The sequence below is a fragment of the Butyricicoccus faecihominis genome, from assembly GCF_024462775.1.
GTDB classification, from domain to species: Bacteria; Bacillota; Clostridia; order Oscillospirales; family Butyricicoccaceae; genus Agathobaculum; species Agathobaculum faecihominis_A.
Genome location: NZ_JANGCE010000014.1, coordinates 44,850 through 64,038 on the forward strand (window position 1 = coordinate 44,850; position 19,189 = coordinate 64,038).

The following is a 19,189-nucleotide window of genomic DNA, read 5'->3' on the forward strand; positions in this document are numbered from 1 at the left end:
GATGGACGCGCTCAAGGCGGTCAAGCATTATTTAAAAAATACCGACCTGTATCTGATGTTCCTTGCGCTGATTTGTTCGGCGTACGGCATGGTGCTGATTTACAGCGCCACACGGGGTTCCGGGTCGATGCGCTATGTGGGCATCCAGTTTATCGCGACCATGATCGGCCTTGCGGCTTTTGTGATCATGTCGCTGATCGATCTGGAGGCCATGAGCAACTGGTGGAAGATATTCGTGGTGCTCAACGTTATTTTACAGTTGACGCTGATCCCCTTTGGCACCGAAGCAAACGGCCAGCGCAGCTGGATCAATTTTGGACCCATGAGCCTACAACCGGCGGAGCTCGGCAAGCTGTTGTTCATTTTCACCTTTGCGGCGAATTTATCCGAGATACGCGAACACATCAACGAATGGCGCGGCATTATCATACTGGCGCTGCACACGCTGATCCTGATGGGCGCGATCGTTTTAAGCTCCAAGGATACCGGCATGGCGATCCAATATTTTATGATCGCGCTGGTCATGATGTTCGCGGCGGGCCTGAGCTTTAAGTGGCTCGGCCTTGGCCTTGGCCTTGGCGTGGCAAGCATCCCCATCCTGTGGAATTTTGTGATGGAGGATTATCAAAAAAACCGTATCCTCGTGCTGTTCGATCCATCAATCGACCCGGATACCGCCATGCAGACTACGCGCGGCATGACCGCGATCGGCGCCGGTCAGTTTTCCGGGCAGGGATTGACCAACGGCGCTATGACCCAGATGGGACTGGTGCCCGAAAGCCGGACCGATTTGATCTTCTCGGTCGCGGGGGAGGAACTCGGTTTTATCGGTTCCATGTTGATCGTCGCACTGCTGTTTCTGCTGATCCTGCGCTTGTTTTACGTCAGTTTTCGCGGCAGCACAGGTTTTTCCTCACTCATGGCGGTGGGTATCGCGGGCATGTTTATGTTCCAAACGTTCATGAACCTGTTCATGGTGCTTGGCCTACTGCCGGTCATGGGCCTGACGCTGCCGTTCTTTTCTTACGGCGGCACCTCGGTCATGACGATGTATGCGGCGCTCGGCATTGCGGCGGGCGTGCGTATGCGGGAAAAGCCAAGCTGGCTACAGTAAAGGCTTTTCCGTAATCACTTGTTTTGTATAGACTTGCAAGGAGGTTTTTTCAAAATGGAAAGAAGCAAAGCTTGGGAACTGCTGCGGCAGTATAACAAGGAACCGTTTCACCTGCAGCACGCGCTGACGGTGGAGGGCGTGATGCGTTATTTTGCCGGGCAGAAGGGCGAAGACGTGGATTTTTGGGGCGTTGTAGGTCTTTTGCACGATATTGATTTTGAGCAGTGGCCCGATGAGCACTGTAAAAAGGCCCCCGAGCTGCTGCGCGAGGGCGGGGCGGATGAAGCGCTTATCCATGCGGTGTGCAGCCACGGCTGGGGGCTTTGCTGCGATGTCGAGCCCACGCACGAAATGGAAAAGCTGCTTTTTGCTTCGGACGAGCTGACCGGCCTGATCGGCGCGGCGGCGCTCATGCGTCCCTCCAAAAGCACGAAGGACATGGAGCTGAAAAGTCTGAAAAAGAAATTTAAGGATAAGAAATTTGCCGCCGGCTGCTCGCGCGACGTGATCGAGCGCGGCGCGGAAACGTGCGGCATGACGCTGGACGAGCTGCTTGCCGTCACGCTGGACGCCATGCGCGCATGCGAGGACACGGTGAGCGCGGAAATGGCCGCTTGCTGAAAGGGACGGAATGCTCCAGTGAAGCGTTCACGGTCAAAAAAATTGTAAAAGACGGGGCAGCCACTGAATAGGGCTGTCCCGTCTTTTTTGCAATGCGCTTCTGCCTTTTGCGTTTAGGCTTCGTATAGGGCCGCGATTGCATGGATTTTGCGCTTCATTTCCGCACGGATATGTAACGGCTCCAAGCACTCGCATTTATCCCCAAAACCAAGAAGAATATCATAGTGGTATTCGTTCTCTATGAAAGGAAAACGAACGATATAATACGCATCGCCGTCTGGCGAAAGATCTTCATAAGAGCAAAAATCAAGCACCCGATCCAACACGGATTGATGAATACGGATTTTGATTTTAGTTTGCATCGTTTCAAAAATATCCGCACTGTCTAAAGTCGGTTTTGGATAATCTCGTGGTGTAAAAGTCTCTTCTTGTATTTGTAGATTGGACATGCGAGACAGTCTGAATAAGCGGAAGTCATTTCTTTTATGGCAATACCCTTGCAAATACCAATGATTACTTTTTAATACAAGCTGATACGGCTCGGCGGTCCTCGCGGTTTTTTTCCCATGGTGGGCGATATATTCAAACGAAAGCAGCTTGCTTTGCTGTAAAGCTGTTTTGATCATTTCTAAGTAAGGCTGTATGTTCCCATTGCCCATCCACGAGCTTAAATCTATGTTAATTTGATTCGCTTTCAGTGCAATGTCCTTCGCTCTTTCGGCAGGGATAAAACTCTTTACTTTCGCAAGGGCGTGTACCAGCTCATCACCTCGTACCATGCCCGCAAGGCTGGAAAGCCCCATCATGATAGCGGAAAGGTCGGCAGTCGAAAAAACCTTTTGATCAATTTTGTATTGCTGCATGATCTCAAAGCCGCCGCCCACGCCCGATATGGAACGAATAGGAATTCCCGCCATGTTAATAGCGTCGATGTCGCGGTAGATTGTGCGGGGTGAAACTTCAAACAGATCGGCTAATTCCTGCGCGCTAATGCGCTCCTTGTCAAGTAGTATCATAATCATGCTAACAAGCCTGTTCACTTTCATCCGACCGCCTCCTTTCAATATTCTTTTTAATTGTTGCCATGCTGTTGTCAACGATTACATGGTACTATAAAAATGCAAACAAATCAATGAAACAATGAAAATGGAGGAAGTTAAATGTTTACAATCTATGTTTATGTTCTTGATACCTTAGCCGACTGGGAGCTCGGGTATGTTATGGCCGAGCTGAATTCCGGTCGGTTTTTCAAAGAGGGCGCGCCGTGTGTATCGCTTAAAACGGTCGGTGACTCAAAAAAGCCGATTCAAACCATGGGCGGCCTGACAATCGTGCCCGACTGCCTAATCGACGATATGGTTGTGCGTGAAACAAGCGTGTTGCTGTTGCCGGGCGCGAACACATGGAACGCCCCAAAGCATGGCGCGATCATTCAAAAAGCGAGCGAATTTCTATCGCTAGGCGCTACGGTGTGTGCAATCTGCGGGGCTACCGCTGCACTTGCGAACATTGGCCTACTGGATCATCGCCCGCATACCAGTAATGGGCCGGGTTTTCTCGAAATGGTTTCTCCCGGTTACCAAGGGCAAAGTTTTTATATAGACGAGCCGTCCGTAGCGGATGGCAACCTGATTACTGCAAGTTCCACCGGAGCTTTGCTGTGGGCGAAACAAATAATTGAGCGTTTGGGTGTTTTTGGAGCGGAAACTTTAGAGGCTTGGTACGCATACTTTCGTACCGGCGAGCCAAAGCATTTCTTTGCCCTGATGCAAAGTTTGCCGTCTGGCAATGAAAACTGATACACTTGGTTCACGGGAATAGGGGGCAAAACCTTCTTATTGACGCGGCCTGCAGGAGCTTTCAAACACTGCGCTGCCGCGTGACAAAACGGGCGCATCGTCGTGAGACGATACGCCCGTTTTTTTATTGCGTGTGTCAGTCGTTAAGGTGGTTTGGGTTTTCATGCTGCCTGATTGCCATGCGGATCAAACCAAGGGATAGCGACTTTATAACGCGCTGATCGTGTCGACGATGGACATTTGACGAATGCGCTTAGCCGGTCCGCGCACCGCGAGCAGCGAAGTGAAAAGGACGATCGCTGCGATGATACCCAGCGTGCCGAGCGGCAGCTGCCAGACGTCGCCCCAGCGGAAGCTGACCAGCCGCTCGAACAGCAGCTTGTGCACCGGTAGCCCGATGATGCAGCCGGCGGTGATACCGAACAGGGCATAGGTCGCGGCTTCGGCGGCAACCATGCGCACCAACTGCCGGGCGTCCATACCGATGGCGCGCATGGCGCCGTACTGCTTCATCCGCGCCGAAACGCTCATGGAAACGCTGTTGACGATGTGCAAAACGGTGATAAGCGCGATCAGCGCGAGAAAACCGAACACAAAAAGGGCGAAGGCATAATAAGCGCCCTTTACCTCCGCGTTGTTCGCGCGCCGGTCGGAAAACATAAGATCATCCCCCGCGAGGGCGCGGATAGCGGCGACGTCGCCCTCTTGCGCGTTCTTGGCAAGCTGCATATCGATCACCGTGTAGCCTGACCCGCCGATCAGTTCCTGAAAGGTCTGTTCGGAACAGAGCACACTGCCAAAGCCTCCTGCGCCGTTAAAGGGGCTGGTGGACAGCACGCCGGTGATCTCGAGCGTTCGGGTCCGGCCGCCGCTCTCCACTGTGAGCACATCGCCCACCCGGAGCGGATTGGTCGGGGTATATACCGTCAGCGCGGCGTCACGCCGTTCCACCGCTTGCCGCACGGAGCCTTCCAGCAGCACGTCCTCCGCCCATTGGAACTGGTGCTGCTCGTAGGAGATCAGGTCGATGGTACTGTCGGTCCCGCCCACGGTCGCGGGCAGGTCAAAAGCAAACATGCGGCCATACACGCGCTCCACCGCGGGATTTTGCGACAGTTTTGTCAAAACCGTTTCGCTCACCGCGCGGGTCTGATCTCGGCTGACGATGGAGAGGTCGGGCGTGGAGGGAGCAAGCGGCGTGACGGCGTGGTTCATAAACGCGATCAAAACTGAAAACGACAGGAACAAAATGATGCTGAGCGCGAAGGACCCGCCCATGAGGATGAAGTTTTTTCGATTGGACCCGGCATGGTGCACGCCCAGCGCCATATCCACGCGGAGCCGCCGGGTGCCCGCGGCCTTGCGAACGGGCGCGGCCGTGTCGGCGTTGCCGGAGACCGCCGTCAGCGGGGACACGCGCGCCGCGCGTTTGGCCGGTGAGCGGGCGGCCAGCAAAACCGTCAGCAGTCCGACCACGATGCCCGCCAAGATGCTGGGCAGGCTTACGGCAAAGACCGGCATGCCCGCGAAAAAGTAGGGACTGAGCCCGCGCAAAAGCGCGCACAGAAGCCAAATGAGGACCACGCCGGTGGCAATGCCGGCGGGTATGGCCAGCCGGCACCAAGCGAGCGCTTCTGCGCGCACCAGACGGATCACCTGCTTCGGCGTCGCGCCGACGCAGCGCAGCATGCCGAAAAACTGGGTGCGCTGCGCCACGTTGCTGTTCAGGCTGCTCGCGATCATCATCACGCCCGCGATCAGCACCAAGACGAAAAGCGCCGCGGCCGTCAGGTAAATTTGCAGCATAAAGGGATCGCTGCTTTGGCCGAGCAGGCCGAGCAGCCGGGTGTTTTGCGGCGCGTCCGCATCGGGAATGCTCAGCTGCGCTTGAATATCGGCAATGGCCTTTTGCATATTGCACCGGCCCGAAAGCTGCACGTAAAACAGCCCTTCGCCGGTGTCCGCCGCCGGGCGGATCGCGCGGAACTGCGCTGTGGAAACAAACACGCCGTAGGCGTCGTATCGCAGCATCATGGCGGTATCGTCCGCGAAGCCGGAGACGGTGAGCAAAAGCGGGCCGTTCGGCGTTTGTACGCGCACCGTATCCCCGATTTGCAGGCGCAGCGCTTTTTTCGCGTTTTGGGTCAGCACCGCCTCCGCGTCGTCCGAGGGGAATCGCCCTTCGATGATGCTCGCGTCCGGGTAAAGATCGGTCAAAAAACTTTCGTCCAGCCCGCAGATGGCGGCAGCCTTGCCGCCGATCGAATAATCTGTTTCCGCCTGATAATTCAGAATATCGTACCACGAGCTGCTCGCGACGTCGGGCCGCGCGGCAATGATGGCGGCCTGCTCGTCGTTCAGGTTTTTAAACGCCACATGCCAGTTGCCGTCGCTTTGGCGGGTCTGAATGAGCTGGCTGCGCAGGAACATGTCGGCCATGCCAAAAATGGCCGTGACGAGCAGCACCGCCAGCGCGATACACAGAAGCGACATGCGGTTCGCTTTCTGGTGCACCTTTGCGGCAATGGGCACCAGAGATAGATAGCTTTTCATGCCCGCACCCCGCCGAGATCGGTCAGCACGCCGTCCGTCACCCGCAGCACCCGGTCGGCGGACGAGGTCAGCCCCACGTTGTGCGTGATCATCAAAATGGTTTGCTGGTAGCGGCGCGAAGCCTGCACGAGCAGCTCGATCACATCCTGACTGTTTTTGCTGTCCAGATTGCCGGTTGGCTCGTCCGCGAGGATCAGCATGGGCTGCATCACCAGCGCGCGGCCGATGGCTACCCGCTGCTGTTGGCCGCCGGAAAGCTGGCTTGGCAAATGCCGCCGCCGGTCGGTCAGCCCCAGAACCTGCAAAAGCTCGTCGATCCGATCCTGATCCGGCTTTTGGTAGTCCAGCAACAGCGGAAAGGCGATGTTCTGCTCCACGGTCAGCTCGCTGACCAGCTGGAAGGACTGAAAGACAAAGCCGATATTGCGCCGCCGGAAGATCGTTCGTTCCTGCTCTTTCATGGCGAACAGCTCTTCGCCGTCCAATCGGATCGTGCCGGAGGTCGGCGTGTCCAGCCCGCCGATACAGTTGAGCAGCGTGCTTTTGCCGGAACCGGATTCGCCGATCACCGTGGCGAACTCACCCTTCTCTAAGGAAAAGGTAACGTTTTGCAGGGCATCCACCCTTGCTTCTCCTTTGCCGTAGGTTTTGCATAGGTTTTCAACTTGTAAGGTATTCATAGGCTCGTTAGCCTCCTTTTCTGGGAAAAGCATAACAGGTGCAGCTTACAAACAGATGAATGGCGGCTTACGGTTCCGTAAGAAACGAAACGGAAAAGACCGTTCCCTCGCCGGGCGTGCTGTGAACGGAAAGAACGCCGCCCTGCCGCTCAAAAATTGTTTTGGCCAGCGGCAGGCCGAGGCCCACGCCCGGCCGGTCCGACGCATGCGCGCTGCGGTAAAACCGCTTGAAAATATGGTGCAGGTCCTCGGGGGCGACGCCGCCGCCGTCGTCCGCGACGGAAAGGCGCAGCATCAGGGTCGAGCGCTCCCACGCAACGCGAATATGGCCGCCCGCCGCCGTGTGATCCAACGCGTTTTTGATCAGATTGCCAAGGGCTTCGGCCGTCCAGATCAGGTCGCAGCAGATCGGCTGCTCAGGATCGCCCTGCCATGTGAGTTCTTTTTGCTCAAGCGCGGCCCTCGTGGTCAGCTCCTCCGTGGCAAGCCGGTATAGCGAAAGCGCCGTGTGCGGCGCTTTTTCAAAGACAATGCTGCCCGCGTCCAGCCGGGTAATCTTCAAAAGCGCGTCGATCAGCTGCTCAATGCGGCCAAGCGCCAGCGCGGACTTGCCGGAAAAGGTCTCTACGGCCGCGATGTTGCCGGGTTCGCCCGCAATGATCTCGTTGTACATGCAGAGCGCCGCCAGCGGTGTTTTTAACTGGTGCGAGATATCGGAGATCGTATCCTTTAAAAACTCCTTGGACTGGTGCGCGCGGGTGTTCTGCGCCTGCAAGGCTGTCGCCAACTGATCGACCGCGGCGTAAAGCCGTGAAAGCGCCCCTTCATCGCTGCGGGGCAGGTGCGTATCAAAATCGCCATGGGAAAAGTGCCGCACGACGCGGGTCGCGTTGTGAAGCGAGCGCGCTTGCCGCCGCAAAAACAGCAGCGCGAGCGACCAAAGCGCCGCCGCGGCAAGCAGCGTGCCGGTCAGGGCGGTACGGTATAGCCCCGCGGAAAAATCCCGTACCGGCGCAAGCAGCCAAGGCGGCGTTTTTTCGCTAAGACCCAGCTGCCGCAGCAAAGCGCGGCCCTGTCCCGCGTCCCCTTCGCCGGTAAGCGCGGCAGCCACCGTTTCGGGCGGCACATTCCGTTCCAGCAGCGCGCCGGCCACGGCCTGATCATGAAAAACCAGCTGCGCCTGCATGCGCTGCGTCTGTACCCGGCAGAAAAGCAAAGCGGTGGCCGCCAGCATAACGCAGAGCAAGAAAAGCAGCAGCAAATAGCGCCGGTTGTCCCGGTCGCGCCAAATATTCATAGCGGCACCTCGTTCCATTGATAGCCAAAGCCGCGCACCGTGGTCAGGTGCGTCGGGGCGGAGGGATCGTCCTCTACCTTTTCACGCAGCCGGCGGATATAGACGGATAGCGTGTTATCATCGACAAAGCTGCCGTTTTGATCCCACAGGGCTTCCAAAATGCGCGCGCGGGTGACCACGCGGCCCGCGTTGCGCACCAACAGACAGAGCAGCTTATATTCGCCGATGGTCAGTTCGAGCGGCTTGCCGCGCAAAACAATCTGGCTTTGCAGCAGATCGATGGCGGTATCGCCGCAGCGGATCACGGCCGGATCGCGGCCCGGTCGTCCCGCGCGGCGTAACAGCGCGCGGATGCGGGAGAGCAGCTCGCCGATCTTAAAGGGCTTTGTGATATAGTCGTCCCCGCCGCTGTCCAGTCCGCGGATCACGTTTACCTCTTCATCCGAAGCGGTCAAAAAGATGATGGGCGTCGTATCGCCTTGTTCGCGCAGCCTTTGGCATACCGAAAAGCCGGTGCCATCCGGCAGCGTCACGTCGAGCAGCAGCAGATCGAACCGGTTTTCGGCAAGCGCGGCGAAGGCCGCTTGCACGGTCCGGACGACGGCGACCGCAAACCCGTTGGTTTCGAGCAAATACTGTAAGCCCTCCACCAAACTGATATCATCTTCGAGCAGTAAAATTCGGTTCATTTCAGCGCCTCCCCGGCAGCATGGTTTTGCTTTATTATATCAGTTGCGCGCGTTCCCGTCATGCATTCGTGCGCAAGCTTACAAAACTGTAAGAAGAAATAGGGCGGACAGCCCAAAGCTGTCCGCCCTAAAAAGTCGTTATCGTCTTCTGTTGTAACGCGAGCCGCGCGAACGCATCATGCGTCGCTGTTTGCGGCGGCGCATCCGGCCGAAGGTAAGGTTAAATAGGATATAAAGGATAACGAAAACCAGCAAAACGACAAGCAAAATTTTAAAGACCGAGCCTTTGAAGAAATTTTCAAGCTTGTCCGCATAGTAAAGTACCTTGGAAAGCTCCACATCGTGCAGAGCGATCAGTTCCACGGTGCCGTAAACCGTACCGGCGTAGGAGTAGGTCATGCTGCCGATCACGTCGCCCGCCTTGATCGGCGCGTCCACGCTTTTCGGCACGGTTGGCGTAGCCTCCATGTCCTCCACGTCTAGGTTCTTCGGCACCGAAGCGACCAGATCCCGCTTGGCGGTGAGCACCAGCTCGTCCGTGTCGGTGGAAAGGCGCACCTTGGTAGAGGTGATGCTGTTGCCCTGCTTGGCGAGCGTTTTGCTTTTAAAGTTATCATAGCCCCACTCGAACAGCCGCTTGGTCTCGGTAAAGCTTTTGGCTACCGTGGAACTGTCCGGCGCGTCGGCGCAGCCGAGGACGACGGAGTAAAGCTCGCTGTCGCGCTGGTCCGCGTAAGCGACCAGACAGTTGCCCGCTTCGGCGGTGTGGCCGGTCTTGATGCCGTTGCACCAGCCATAGAACCAGGGCTGATAGGAACTGAAGATCAGCTGGTTGGTGGTAAAGACCTTGCGTGAATCGTGCATGTTGGTTTTGGAGATGGTCTTTACCGCGGTCTTGGCGATCTCTGCAAAGGTCTCGTCCTGCATGGCGGCGTGCGCGATGGTGTACAGGTCGCGCGCGGTGGTGTAGTGGTTGGGATCGTGCAGGCCGTTGGGATTGACAAAGTGCGTGCCCGTGCAGCCGAGCTCCTCCGCTTTGGCGTTCATCATGTCGGCAAAGCCCTCGATCGAGCCGCCGACATGGCGGGCCAGCATATTCGCGGCCTCGTTCGCGGAGGGCAGCATCAGGCAATACAGCAGATCGAGCACCTTTACCTGCTCGCCCTCTTTGATATCGGCGTTGGAGGCGTCCCACGACACGTTTTCAAAATCGACTTTTTCCGCCGTGACCACATCGTCCAGCTTCGCGTTTTCCAAAACGAGCAGCGCGGTCATAATCTTGGTGGTGGAAGCGGGGTAACGCTTCTCATCCGCGTTTTTTTCGTACAGCACCATGCCGGTGTTCGGGTTGACCAGAAGGGCCGCGGTCGCGTCGATCTTGGGGTCTTCCAGAACCGCGTCCGGCTCATTTTCTCCGTCGTCCGTCGAGCCGGAAACGGGAGCCGTATCGCCCTCTTCGCCGCTGTCCGAGGTGTCGGATACGGGGGCGAATTCGTCCTCGTCGTCCGGCGCGGCGAAGGCGGGCGGTAAATAGGCGCAAAGCAACAAGGCGAGCAGCAGAAAAGCGCCCGCGCGTTTCAACAAATTACGGTTCATGAGTCGTCTCCCAGAGAAAAATCAGCGTGGGTGAAATGGCCGCGAATGGCCGCGGGGCGCGGCGGCGTGCGGCGCAAAGGGTCATAGCGGAACGAGCGGCAGTGAAAATCAGCCGCGACCACGCCATGGCGGCGGCAGGTGAGCTTGTCGCCGCCCGAAAGCGGCGTGCCGTATTGGCAGTATGTACAGCGTGGTTCGATATCCTTACGCATCAGCTTTTTCAGCGACATGCGGGTCACTCCTTAAAATGTGTGAATATACCCATTATACTGTATCGCGCTCTTTTTTACCACCCCTAAACGGAAACAAAACGACAAAAAGTACGGCAAGCGCGGGCGCGGCCCAGTACGCGGCAGAGGGCGTGAGCGCTCCCGGTACGGGCGCGAACACCGCGAGCGACGCGGGGAAGAGCCGCCAAACAAGCGTGGTGATGGCCGCTGCAAACACGCCGTGCAGCGTTTTGCCAAGCGTAAAGCGGCGCAGGCGCAGGTCGAACGGGTCCAACAGCGCGCGCACCTGAAAGTGCACGCTGAGCCCCCCAAAGCCCAAAAGGAACGAGGTGAGCGGCAGCAGCACCCCCGCGGGGATGCCGCAGCCCGCCAACCGGTCAAGGCCGCAGGTCAATTCCAGAATACCCTCTACGCCGGGAACGCCGGATAAAAGCGCGCGCACCGGCAGCAATAGCCGCAGCAAAATGGAGAAAACGACCAAAAACGCGGTGACGGTCAGCGCGGTCTGCGCGGCGCTCTGCACCGCGCCGCAAAAGGCGGGGGCAAAGGCTTCCGGCGCGGTGGGGCGAAGGGCGCCGCCGGTTTCGCGCGGCGCGCCGCCGTGCGCCGCGACCAATCCGGCCAGAAGGGCGGCGGCCAGATGGATCAGGTACAGCGCCGCCCCGGTCTGCGCGCTGCCGGTGAGCGCCAGCCCTGCCAGACCGATGCAAAAGGCGGGGCTGGCGCAGTTGCAGAAGGATACGGCGCGCTCGGCCTCGTCCCTTGTCAGTGCGCCGCGCCCGAGCAGGTCGGCGACCGTGGCCGCGCCGACCGGATAGCCGCCTATTAGGCCGAGAGCGACTGCCGGGGCCGCCGCGGGGGGCAGCCCGTACAGCGCGCCGAGCGGGCGGCGTAAAAGGCGGGCGGCGGCGGCGCCCGCGCCGGTGCGGATCAGCAGGCCGCTGGCCACGAAAAAGGGGAACAGCGCGGGCAGCGCCTGACCGGCGGCCAGCCGCAAGCCGTCGCGCACGCCGTCGGCGCAGGCGGCGGGGCACAGGAGAAAAGCAAAAAAGAGCGCCGCCGTCAAAAGCGCCGCACCGGTATTACGCATAAGGCTCACCTCGTTTTTGCTTCTATCCTACGCGGGTCTGGCAAGTTTCATGTCCCCGCCGCATACAATAGCCCGAACGGAGGAGAATGCATGGCATACGAGGGCTTTGGGGCGGGCGCGCCGCAGCTTTTTGAGGATCTGCGCGGTGACCGGCCCCGCGTGGAGATCATCGGAAACTGCCGCGTCGTGGTGGAAAACCATAGGGGCATTTTAGAATACGACGATACTCTGCTCCGCGTCAAATGCAAGGACTGCGAGGTGCGCATCCTCGGCGATTCGCTGACGCTGAACGCGCTTTCGCTTGATGAGCTGGCGGTGACGGGTACGATCGTTTCGGTCGAATATCGCAGCCTCGCCTAGCGGGACGGAAAACAAAAGGAGGGAAAAGATATGGTTTCGCGGTGGCTGCATCTTGCGCGGGGACAGGTACGCCTTCGGGTGACGGGCGCGAGCCTGACACGCTTTTTAAACGTCTGCGCGTCGCATGAGCTGACCCTGCGCCGGATGCGGCGCACCGCATGGAACGAGCTGACTTGTTTTATATCGGTGGAGGATTTTCGCGCGCTGCGGCGCTTCATGGGGCGCACGGGCTGCCGCGTACATATCGCTCAAAAGGCGGGCGTGCCGTTTTTGGCGGCGCGCTTGCGGCCGCGCACCGTGCTGTGGGGCGGCTTTGTTCTGTTCGCCGCGCTATGTTGGCTGATGATCACCCGCGTTTGGGCGATCGAGCCGCATATCGACCCCGCCTTGCCGCGCGCCGCGGTCATGGAGGCGCTCGAGCGCGAGGGGGTGCGCATCGGCGCGTCGAAGGGCATGAATGTCAAACAGATCCGGTGGCGCGTGATGCAGCAAGTGCCCGAATTATCGTTTTTGTCGCTCAATATCAGCGGAAACCGGCTGACAATCGAGGCGACCGGCTCGGTCATGAAGCCGGAAATGCTGGATGAGGACGCGGTGGTCAAGGTTGTCGCCACGCGGGACGGCGTGGTGGAGCAAATGAACGTTTGGCAGGGCGCGCCGCTCGTTCGTCCCGGCGACGCGGTCGCGGTGGGGGACACGCTGGTGAGCGGCCTAGTGCCGCCCACGACCGAAACCGGCGGCTATCATTTGACCCACGCGCGCGGTGAAATCATGGCGCACACCACCTATGATGTGGATACCCGGCGCGCGCTGCAAACGGAAAAAAAGACCTATACCGGCAAGGTGAAAAAGCAGTATGCGCTGGTTTTTGGCTCGCACCGGCTAAATTTGTATTTTGGTAGTGGAATTGCAGGGGGAAGTTGTGATAAAATAATAGAAACAAAAACGGCGTGGCTGTCGGACAGCGTGGTATTCCCGGTGTCGCTCGTCCGGCAGACGTATGTGTATTACGAGCGGCAGCCGGAAGCGGCCGCCGCGGAGGACGCGGCCGCCGATATGGCGGCGCGCGTGCTCGCGCGGTTGGAAGCGGGCATGCAGGGAACGATCACCGGCGAGCGCCAGTCGTTTGACGAGCGGGACGGTGCGGTCACCCTGCATTTGCAGGCGCAGGCGATAGAGCAGATCGGCGCGGAAGCGCTCGATGACAGCGTAATCCCCGAAACACCGCCCGCACCCAGCGAGGATGCGCCGTAATTGAAGCGCGCAGGAGGAAAATAACGGTTGTATAAGGAAAGAATTGATTTAGACGTTGGGACCATGCAGGAACTGTTCGGCGTGAACGATCAGAACGTAAAAAAGCTGGAAAACGAGCTTGGCGTTTCTCTGCTCACGCGCGAGGGCATGGTGGAGCTTTCGGGCGAGGACGTGGCCGCCGTTAAAACGGCGGTGGAAACGCTTCGCACGCTGAACCGCATGGGCGAGCAGGGCGAAACGCTGGGCGAGTTCGCGGTTGACCGCGCGCTGGATTTCGTCCGCACCGGCTCGTCGGATGCGGCGGTGGAGGCCATGCGCGATACGATCGCGGTATCCTATAACGGCGCGCCGATCAAGTGCCGCACGGTCGGCCAGAAAAAATATGTGGAAGCGCTGCGGAACAATACCGTTACCATCAGCATCGGCCCCGCCGGCACAGGCAAGACCTACCTTGCGGTAGCGGTGGCCGTCGCGGCGCTCAAGGCGAAAAAGGTGGCAAAAATCGTGCTTTGCCGCCCCGCGGTAGAGGCGGGCGAAAAGCTGGGCTTTTTGCCGGGCGACCTGCAAAATAAAGTCGATCCCTATCTCCGTCCGCTGTACGACGCGCTGGAGGAACTTCTTGGCCGCGATACGATGGGCCGCTATTTGGAAACCGGCGTGATCGAGATCGCGCCGCTCGCCTATATGCGCGGGCGCACGCTGAAAAACAGCTTTGTCATCGCGGATGAATGCCAGAATATGATGCTCTCCTCCCATATCATGATCCTGACGCGTCTGGGCGAGGGCTCGAAAATGGTGCTCACCGGCGATATCACGCAGATCGACCTGCCCGATCCGCGCGATTCCGGCCTGCGCGAGTGCGCGGAGATACTCTCCGGTATGGACGATATCGCGGTGATCCGTCTCTCCGGCGGCGATGTGATCCGCCATAAGCTGGTCGCGCAGATCGTCAAGGCGTTTGAGCAGCACGCGGCGGCCCGCAAAAGCACGGCTCCGTCCAAGAAGCCGACGCATCCGGCGCTATATACGCGCCACGCCAAGGGAAAATAACAAAAGAGCGTCCGGCGATTTTACGCCGGACGCTCTTTGCGTTTATGATCATACCGTCAGATCGTCCAACAGTCTTCCTTGCGCGTCGTACACGCGGTAGGGCTCCGCTTCGGTCTCTGCGCCGATATCGTACAGAATGCGGCAGTTGCGGTAGGAAAAAATGCTCATGTCCTGTTCGCCATGCGTAACGGTTTCCGCCGCGCCGCTGTTCACGCGGCCTAGCGTGACGCGAAGCCGTACCTCCGGCAAATAGCATTCGCTCAGGGTGATGCTTTGCTCGTCCTCTTTCAGCTCGTGCGGCACGGCCGGACGGATGCCCGGCGCGATCGCGGCCACATTGTAGCCCCATAGCTGACACTGTAAAAACGCGCAGCTCAACAGACCCTGATCGTCGTAATAGAAAAGCACCTCGTACGGGGCGTGAAGCTCCTCCCGCACGATTTCGCCGGGGCCGCGGTTTTCCGCGTGGCGCGCGGTATAGCCGCGCAGCGCATCCTCCGGCGTGGCGCCGTCGGGGAGCATGGCGGAAACGATGAGGAAGAACAGCAGCGCGCACGGAAGCAGCACAAAGATCACACAAATGCGCCGTTTATTTTTCACAGCAACCATGGAAAACAGCCCTCTTTTCTGTTACGGACGAATGGCGGGGCTTATATATACACTGCAATTTATGATACAGCCATTATATCACCGTTATGAAAAACAGCAATAGCAGCTTGGTTACAATTTCACTCGCTATGCGTAAATTGACGGAGCGGTTGGTCTTAATAAGCGGTTCTCGTTATTTGACATTTGCGTGGGCGGAGATTAAAATAGTTGCGAACTCGACTGCAAATTTTCCGTGTCGGACGAGTCGCAATAGACTGATCACGTAAACGCTTTGCTTGAGGGGCGGCTGATTAGGTGAACTGACCGGACCGAAGCCGTAGAGGTATCAACAAATATGGAATATAAAGTGAATGACAGCGAAATGAGCGCGTCGGCGTTTATCCCTTTTGTCAATCAAATATGGCCGGGGAATTATGATGTGGAGAAAACACAAGTCGCGTTATCGAAAACATTGAATATCTGCGCTTATGATGAAAACGTTCTTGTGGGATGTCTGCGAATCCTTACAGACGGTTATTATTTCGGAACCATAACGGAGCTGCTCGTTCTTCCGGCATATCGGAAGCAAGGTGTTGGCAGCGAGCTGCTCCGGCTTGCCAAGGCTCACACACCGACTATGCTATATTTTGGCGCACAGCCGGGGTTAGAATCGTTCTACGAAAAAAACGGATGCCAAAGAAGTTTGCAATCCTTTATTATGGAAAAGGAAAAATAGCTGCTGAAGCGGGATTCGCAAGGGGAATATCGCTTTCAATAGGTACCAACCGCCTGTATGGGGATGTAAAAAAGGAATAGCGGCACGGAACGGCATGCTTTGATATGCGCCCTCCATGTTGACAGCTGCTTTCACTGTCTCTCATAGAGGGCGCAAATCATTTTAGGCCGGACCGTCTTTTTTTATTTTTCGGCGGCTCAGGTATTCAAAAAACGGGGAAAATGCGGTATAATAGGTGCAAAGCACCTATTATACTCGGATTCAATCAATTATACCGCCAGCGGCGCCTATCGGATGCACGAGACCTCACGTTTGCCTTGCCGCTGTGGTATAATAGCCGCAAAACGGCTACTATACCCGGATTAAATTCATTATACCATCAGCGGCGCTTAGATGCGTTTTGACTCTTCGGAATTGCTTGCCGCTGTGGTATAATAGCCATACTATCTTTGGGGGTTACAGATATGGTATATCAAATCAGCGTGGCTTTTGAAACGGCGGTGCAGGAAGAAGAGCAGGTGCGGGAGTTGATCGAAACCTGCGCCAAGCGCGTGCTCGAAAGCGAGCAGGTGCCGTTTGCGGCCGCGATCGATGTGACCGTGGTGGACGCGGAAACCATCCGCGAGGTCAACCGCGAATACCGCGAAAAGGATACCGTGACCGATGTGCTCTCGTTTCCGATGTACGAGTTTCTGAACGGTGCGCCGCAGGAAAATCTGGAGACCGATCCCGGCACCGGCTGCGTCATGCTGGGCGATATGATGCTGTGTTATACGCGCGCGGTGGAGCAGGCGGAAACGTTCGGCCATTCGCCCGCGCGGGAATGCGGCTACCTGACCACGCATTCCGTGCTGCACCTGCTCGGCTATGACCACGAGCGGAATGAGGAAGACACCCGGCTGATGCGCGAGAAGGAGGAGTTGAGCCTCGCCTTTCTGGGGCTGAGCAGGTGAGCGATATGAAAAAGGAAATCCGAAAGCTGCATGAAAGCTTTTTAAACGCTTTTCGCGGTCTGGCGCTCTGCATCCACAGCGAACGCAACTTTCGCGTGCACATGGTCGCCGCGCTTTATGTGACCCTGTTCGCGCTGATCGGGCGCGCCACCACGGCCGAGGGGGCGATTCTCTGCATTTGCTTTGGGCTGACCATGGGGGCGGAGCTGATGAACACCGCCATTGAACGCCTTTGCGATAAGCAGACAAGCGGCTACGACCAAATGGTACGCAACGCGAAGGATATCGCGGCGGCGGCCGTTTTTGTGTGCGCGGCCGCATGCGCGATCATCGGCCTTGTGCTGTTCCTTGGCGAGGGTCTGCTCAGTGAAGCGCTTGCGTACTTAGGCGCCCGCCCGTGGGCGGCCGGGGCGGTGGTCGTATCCGTGCCGTTTGCCCTGCTTTTTATTTTTAAATATGGGAGAATACAATGAAAATTACCAAAACAGCGGTCGTTTCGATCGTGGGCCGGCCAAACGTCGGCAAATCAACGCTGACGAATAAGCTGGTCGGCCAGAAGGTCGCCATCGTTTCCAATAAACCGCAGACGACGCGCACGCGCATCACCGGCCTTTTGAACAAAAACGATACTCAGTACGTCTTTATGGATACACCCGGCCTGCACAAGCCCCGCTCCCGTCTGGGCGATTTTATGTGCAAGGTGGTCACGGATACGGTGTCCGAGGTCGACGCGGCGGCGCTCGTGGTCGAACCGATTGCGAACATCGGCCCGGCGGAGCAAACGCTGATCGATCAGATCAAGGCGACCCACATGCCCGCCGTGCTGGTCATCAACAAGATCGATACCGTGAAAAAGGAAGAACTGCTCGCCGTGATCGCGGTCTACGCCGCGGCGCATGAATTCGAGGCCATCGTGCCGGTCTCCGCCCGCACGGGCGAAGGGCTGGACGAATTTTTGGCGGAGATCGATAAATACGCTATCGACGGCCCGCAGCTGTTCCCGGAGGAAATGGTTTCCGACCAGCCGGAGCGTCAGCTCGTCGCCGAGATCGTCCGCGAAAAGATGCTGCGCCTACTCGACCGCGAGGTGCCGCACGGCATCGCCGTGGGGATCGAGCGCTGGAACGAGCGGGAGGACGGCCTGATCGAGATCAGCGCCGTGATCTACTGTGAAAAGAACAGCCATAAGGGTATTATCATCGGCAAACAGGGCGCAATGCTCAAGGAGATCGGCAAGCTCGCGCGCGTCGATATGGAGCGCATGCTGGATACCAAGGTGTTCTTGGAGCTTTGGGTCAAGGTCAAGGAAAACTGGCGCAACAACCAGTATCAGATGCGCAACTTCGGGTACGAGGATTCCTAAATGGCCGAGGTCAAGCTGCGCGCGCTCGGCCTGCGCGAAACGGATTTCGGCGATTATGACCGGTATCTGACCGCGCTGACCGAGGAAGGCCGCAAAATAGAGATCCTTTGCAAAAACGCGCGGCGCGGCAATCAGGGCAAGACGATCGCGGCGCGGCAGTTTTGCTTTGCCGAATTCGTACTGCGCGAGCGCGGGGGGCGTTTTACCCTACAGGAAGCCTCGATCGTGCGTGATTTTTTTGCGATCGCGGAGGATATCGAGGCGTACGCACTGGCCTGTTATCTGTGCGAGCTGACGAACACGCTGACCGACGAGAGCGAGGAAAGCCCCGCGCTTTGCCGCATGCTGCTCGGCGCGCTGACCGCGCTTTGCGCCGGCAAGCGGGCAAAAAACTTGGTAAAGGCCGCGTTTGAATGGCGCGCCATGGCCGAAAGCGGCTACGCGCCCGATCTGTCCGCCTGCGGCGTTTGCGGCAGGGTGATCGAAACCCCGCCCGTTTTCTTTTCCGTCCGCGCCGGGCAGGCGGCGGATGAAGCCTGCGCCCGCCGGATCGGCGGCGACTACGCGCGCCTGTCCGAAGGCGCGCTGCGCGCCTTGCTACATGTGCTGACAAGCGAAGCGCGCCGGGTGTATGCCTTTGCGCTTTCAGGCCCCGCCGCCGCGCAGTTCTGTGAACTGGCGGAACAGTATACCCTTTATCATCTGGGCCGCGGATTCGACAGCCTGAAATTTTATCGATCGCTTTGCCCGCCGGTTTTTGGTTAAGCTAGGGGGAGATTTAAGATGAAGCTCTCGTTACGCTGGAATTTTATCACGCTCGCCGCGCTGGACGCAGCGGCGCTGCTTTTTTGGGCGGCGGGCTGGGAAGCCGGTATCGTTCTGGGCGTATCGGCGGTTGCCATCCTGATCGAAATGTTTTGGAGCGTACACAACGCGATGAACGATCTCAAGCGCAATGTGCCCAACGAAGAATATCAAAAACTGGCGGCGCGGGGATTATTTTACGGCAGTATGGCGGGAAGTATTTGGTTGATGTTTCCCATGCTACGGAACACGAGCAAAACAACGCGTCGCATTTATCGCATTTGGCGACTGTTTGGGCTGGCTGTGATCATATCTTTGTTGTTGCTGCTTGCCGCGTATGGCGTACTGGGCGATATACTTTGAAGAGTTAGGCGTTAGAAAGCAGGCGTTAAAATATGGTATCGCGCAAAGC

Annotated in this window: 21 protein-coding genes; 12 read left to right on the forward strand and 9 right to left on the reverse strand. The window is 57.9% G+C overall.

Features of this window, described 5'->3' with window-relative positions; genetic code table 11:
* Position 1 precedes the first annotated feature (1 nt).
* Positions 2-1,114, forward strand: coding sequence for an FtsW/RodA/SpoVE family cell cycle protein (locus NE562_RS08960; RefSeq protein WP_280962069.1), 1,113 nt, complete (start codon positions 2-4; stop codon positions 1,112-1,114).
* A gap of 54 nt (positions 1,115-1,168) precedes the next feature.
* Complete coding sequence (locus NE562_RS08965) at positions 1,169-1,735, forward strand: hydrolase (protein ID WP_280962070.1); 567 nt, start codon at positions 1,169-1,171, stop codon at positions 1,733-1,735.
* A 113-nt stretch (positions 1,736-1,848) separates the two neighbouring features.
* Here NE562_RS08965 and NE562_RS08970 read toward each other — a convergent pair whose 3' ends face one another.
* Positions 1,849-2,781: a helix-turn-helix transcriptional regulator gene (locus tag NE562_RS08970; RefSeq protein ID WP_280962071.1), complete on the reverse strand. Its 933-nt coding sequence runs from the start codon at positions 2,779-2,781 to the stop codon at positions 1,849-1,851.
* A 114-nt stretch (positions 2,782-2,895) separates the two neighbouring features.
* Between NE562_RS08970 and NE562_RS08975 the strand changes: the two genes are divergently transcribed.
* The gene (locus tag NE562_RS08975; RefSeq protein ID WP_280962072.1) at positions 2,896-3,534 is read left to right on the forward strand and encodes a type 1 glutamine amidotransferase family protein; all 639 of its coding nucleotides are present in this window, start codon (positions 2,896-2,898) and stop codon (positions 3,532-3,534) included.
* A gap of 207 nt (positions 3,535-3,741) precedes the next feature.
* Here NE562_RS08975 and NE562_RS08980 read toward each other — a convergent pair whose 3' ends face one another.
* The 7 genes from NE562_RS08980 to NE562_RS09010 all read right to left on the reverse strand — a co-directional run bounded on the left by NE562_RS08980 (position 3,742) and on the right by NE562_RS09010 (position 11,669).
* On the reverse strand, positions 3,742-6,087 hold the full coding sequence (locus tag NE562_RS08980; RefSeq protein WP_280962073.1) for an ABC transporter permease: 2,346 nt from the start codon (positions 6,085-6,087) through the stop codon (positions 3,742-3,744).
* Positions 6,084-6,767 carry an ABC transporter ATP-binding protein gene (locus NE562_RS08985; RefSeq protein ID WP_280962074.1) on the reverse strand — a complete coding sequence of 228 codons (684 nt, stop codon included), beginning with the start codon at positions 6,765-6,767 and terminating at the stop codon, positions 6,084-6,086. Before NE562_RS08985 ends, NE562_RS08980 begins: the two co-directional genes overlap by 4 nt.
* A gap of 67 nt (positions 6,768-6,834) precedes the next feature.
* Positions 6,835-8,064, reverse strand: coding sequence for a sensor histidine kinase (locus NE562_RS08990; protein WP_280962075.1), 1,230 nt, complete (start codon positions 8,062-8,064; stop codon positions 6,835-6,837).
* Positions 8,061-8,753, reverse strand: coding sequence for a response regulator transcription factor (locus tag NE562_RS08995; protein WP_280962076.1), 693 nt, complete (start codon positions 8,751-8,753; stop codon positions 8,061-8,063). Before NE562_RS08995 ends, NE562_RS08990 begins: the two co-directional genes overlap by 4 nt.
* Positions 8,754-8,891: 138 nt before the next feature.
* Positions 8,892-10,349: a D-alanyl-D-alanine carboxypeptidase family protein gene (locus NE562_RS09000; RefSeq protein WP_280962077.1), complete on the reverse strand. Its 1,458-nt coding sequence runs from the start codon at positions 10,347-10,349 to the stop codon at positions 8,892-8,894.
* Positions 10,346-10,579 carry a hypothetical protein gene (locus tag NE562_RS09005; RefSeq protein WP_280962078.1) on the reverse strand — a complete coding sequence of 78 codons (234 nt, stop codon included), beginning with the start codon at positions 10,577-10,579 and terminating at the stop codon, positions 10,346-10,348. Before NE562_RS09005 ends, NE562_RS09000 begins: the two co-directional genes overlap by 4 nt.
* Before the next feature lie 34 nt (positions 10,580-10,613).
* Positions 10,614-11,669 (reverse strand): hypothetical protein, encoded by a 1,056-nt coding sequence (locus NE562_RS09010; protein WP_280962079.1) that lies wholly within the window; start codon positions 11,667-11,669, stop codon positions 10,614-10,616.
* 90 nt (positions 11,670-11,759) lie between these two features.
* On the opposite strand from NE562_RS09010, the gene NE562_RS09015 reads away from it, so the two are divergent.
* The 3 genes from NE562_RS09015 to NE562_RS09025 are packed head-to-tail and all read left to right on the forward strand — an operon-like array spanning position 11,760 to position 14,333.
* Positions 11,760-12,029 (forward strand): YabP/YqfC family sporulation protein, encoded by a 270-nt coding sequence (locus tag NE562_RS09015; protein ID WP_280962080.1) that lies wholly within the window; start codon positions 11,760-11,762, stop codon positions 12,027-12,029.
* Between the two features lie 30 nt (positions 12,030-12,059).
* Positions 12,060-13,283 carry a sporulation protein YqfD gene (locus NE562_RS09020; RefSeq protein WP_280962081.1) on the forward strand — a complete coding sequence of 408 codons (1,224 nt, stop codon included), beginning with the start codon at positions 12,060-12,062 and terminating at the stop codon, positions 13,281-13,283.
* 27 nt (positions 13,284-13,310) lie between these two features.
* Positions 13,311-14,333, forward strand: a complete 1,023-nt coding sequence (locus tag NE562_RS09025) for a PhoH family protein (protein WP_280962082.1) — start codon at positions 13,311-13,313, stop codon at positions 14,331-14,333.
* Between the two features lie 48 nt (positions 14,334-14,381).
* On the opposite strand, the gene NE562_RS09030 is transcribed toward NE562_RS09025, so the two are convergent.
* Positions 14,382-14,933 carry a hypothetical protein gene (locus NE562_RS09030; RefSeq protein WP_280962083.1) on the reverse strand — a complete coding sequence of 184 codons (552 nt, stop codon included), beginning with the start codon at positions 14,931-14,933 and terminating at the stop codon, positions 14,382-14,384.
* A gap of 343 nt (positions 14,934-15,276) precedes the next feature.
* Between NE562_RS09030 and NE562_RS09035 the strand changes: the two genes are divergently transcribed.
* The 6 genes from NE562_RS09035 to NE562_RS09060 all read left to right on the forward strand — a co-directional run bounded on the left by NE562_RS09035 (position 15,277) and on the right by NE562_RS09060 (position 19,140).
* On the forward strand, positions 15,277-15,657 hold the full coding sequence (locus NE562_RS09035) for a GNAT family N-acetyltransferase (RefSeq protein ID WP_280962084.1): 381 nt from the start codon (positions 15,277-15,279) through the stop codon (positions 15,655-15,657).
* 464 nt (positions 15,658-16,121) lie between these two features.
* Positions 16,122-16,610, forward strand: coding sequence for an rRNA maturation RNase YbeY (gene ybeY / locus NE562_RS09040; protein WP_280962085.1), 489 nt, complete (start codon positions 16,122-16,124; stop codon positions 16,608-16,610).
* A 5-nt stretch (positions 16,611-16,615) separates the two neighbouring features.
* Complete coding sequence (locus NE562_RS09045) at positions 16,616-17,083, forward strand: diacylglycerol kinase family protein (protein ID WP_280962086.1); 468 nt, start codon at positions 16,616-16,618, stop codon at positions 17,081-17,083.
* Positions 17,080-17,973 carry a GTPase Era gene (gene era, locus NE562_RS09050; protein WP_280962087.1) on the forward strand — a complete coding sequence of 298 codons (894 nt, stop codon included), beginning with the start codon at positions 17,080-17,082 and terminating at the stop codon, positions 17,971-17,973. The genes NE562_RS09045 and era overlap by 4 nt, the downstream gene beginning before the upstream one ends.
* Positions 17,974-18,738 carry a DNA repair protein RecO gene (gene recO, locus NE562_RS09055; protein WP_280962088.1) on the forward strand — a complete coding sequence of 255 codons (765 nt, stop codon included), beginning with the start codon at positions 17,974-17,976 and terminating at the stop codon, positions 18,736-18,738.
* 18 nt (positions 18,739-18,756) lie between these two features.
* Positions 18,757-19,140: a hypothetical protein gene (locus NE562_RS09060; RefSeq protein WP_280962089.1), complete on the forward strand. Its 384-nt coding sequence runs from the start codon at positions 18,757-18,759 to the stop codon at positions 19,138-19,140.
* The last annotated feature ends 49 nt before the right edge of the window (positions 19,141-19,189 follow it).

What these genes read in the sequence shown, in the direction of transcription:
- NE562_RS08990 (WP_280962075.1), bottom strand. Translation starts at nt 8,064, where the DNA reads ATGAATATTTGGCGCGACCGGGACAACCGGCGCTATTTGCTGCTGCTT.
- NE562_RS08970 (WP_280962071.1), bottom strand. Translation starts at nt 2,781, where the DNA reads ATGAAAGTGAACAGGCTTGTTAGCATGATTATGATACTACTTGACAAG.
- NE562_RS09005 (WP_280962078.1), bottom strand. Translation starts at nt 10,579, where the DNA reads ATGTCGCTGAAAAAGCTGATGCGTAAGGATATCGAACCACGCTGTACA.
- NE562_RS09015 (WP_280962080.1), top strand. Translation starts at nt 11,760, where the DNA reads ATGGCATACGAGGGCTTTGGGGCGGGCGCGCCGCAGCTTTTTGAGGAT.
- NE562_RS08975 (WP_280962072.1), top strand. Translation starts at nt 2,896, where the DNA reads ATGTTTACAATCTATGTTTATGTTCTTGATACCTTAGCCGACTGGGAG.
- NE562_RS09035 (WP_280962084.1), top strand. Translation starts at nt 15,277, where the DNA reads ATGGAATATAAAGTGAATGACAGCGAAATGAGCGCGTCGGCGTTTATC.
- ybeY (WP_280962085.1), top strand. Translation starts at nt 16,122, where the DNA reads ATGGTATATCAAATCAGCGTGGCTTTTGAAACGGCGGTGCAGGAAGAA.
- NE562_RS09060 (WP_280962089.1), top strand. Translation starts at nt 18,757, where the DNA reads ATGAAGCTCTCGTTACGCTGGAATTTTATCACGCTCGCCGCGCTGGAC.
- NE562_RS08985 (WP_280962074.1), bottom strand. Translation starts at nt 6,767, where the DNA reads ATGAATACCTTACAAGTTGAAAACCTATGCAAAACCTACGGCAAAGGA.
- recO (WP_280962088.1), top strand. Translation starts at nt 17,974, where the DNA reads ATGGCCGAGGTCAAGCTGCGCGCGCTCGGCCTGCGCGAAACGGATTTC.
- NE562_RS08965 (WP_280962070.1), top strand. Translation starts at nt 1,169, where the DNA reads ATGGAAAGAAGCAAAGCTTGGGAACTGCTGCGGCAGTATAACAAGGAA.
- NE562_RS09010 (WP_280962079.1), bottom strand. Translation starts at nt 11,669, where the DNA reads ATGCGTAATACCGGTGCGGCGCTTTTGACGGCGGCGCTCTTTTTTGCT.
- NE562_RS09020 (WP_280962081.1), top strand. Translation starts at nt 12,060, where the DNA reads ATGGTTTCGCGGTGGCTGCATCTTGCGCGGGGACAGGTACGCCTTCGG.
- NE562_RS09000 (WP_280962077.1), bottom strand. Translation starts at nt 10,349, where the DNA reads ATGAACCGTAATTTGTTGAAACGCGCGGGCGCTTTTCTGCTGCTCGCC.
- NE562_RS08995 (WP_280962076.1), bottom strand. Translation starts at nt 8,753, where the DNA reads ATGAACCGAATTTTACTGCTCGAAGATGATATCAGTTTGGTGGAGGGC.
- NE562_RS08960 (WP_280962069.1), top strand. Translation starts at nt 2, where the DNA reads ATGGACGCGCTCAAGGCGGTCAAGCATTATTTAAAAAATACCGACCTG.
- NE562_RS08980 (WP_280962073.1), bottom strand. Translation starts at nt 6,087, where the DNA reads ATGAAAAGCTATCTATCTCTGGTGCCCATTGCCGCAAAGGTGCACCAG.
- NE562_RS09045 (WP_280962086.1), top strand. Translation starts at nt 16,616, where the DNA reads ATGAAAAAGGAAATCCGAAAGCTGCATGAAAGCTTTTTAAACGCTTTT.
- era (WP_280962087.1), top strand. Translation starts at nt 17,080, where the DNA reads ATGAAAATTACCAAAACAGCGGTCGTTTCGATCGTGGGCCGGCCAAAC.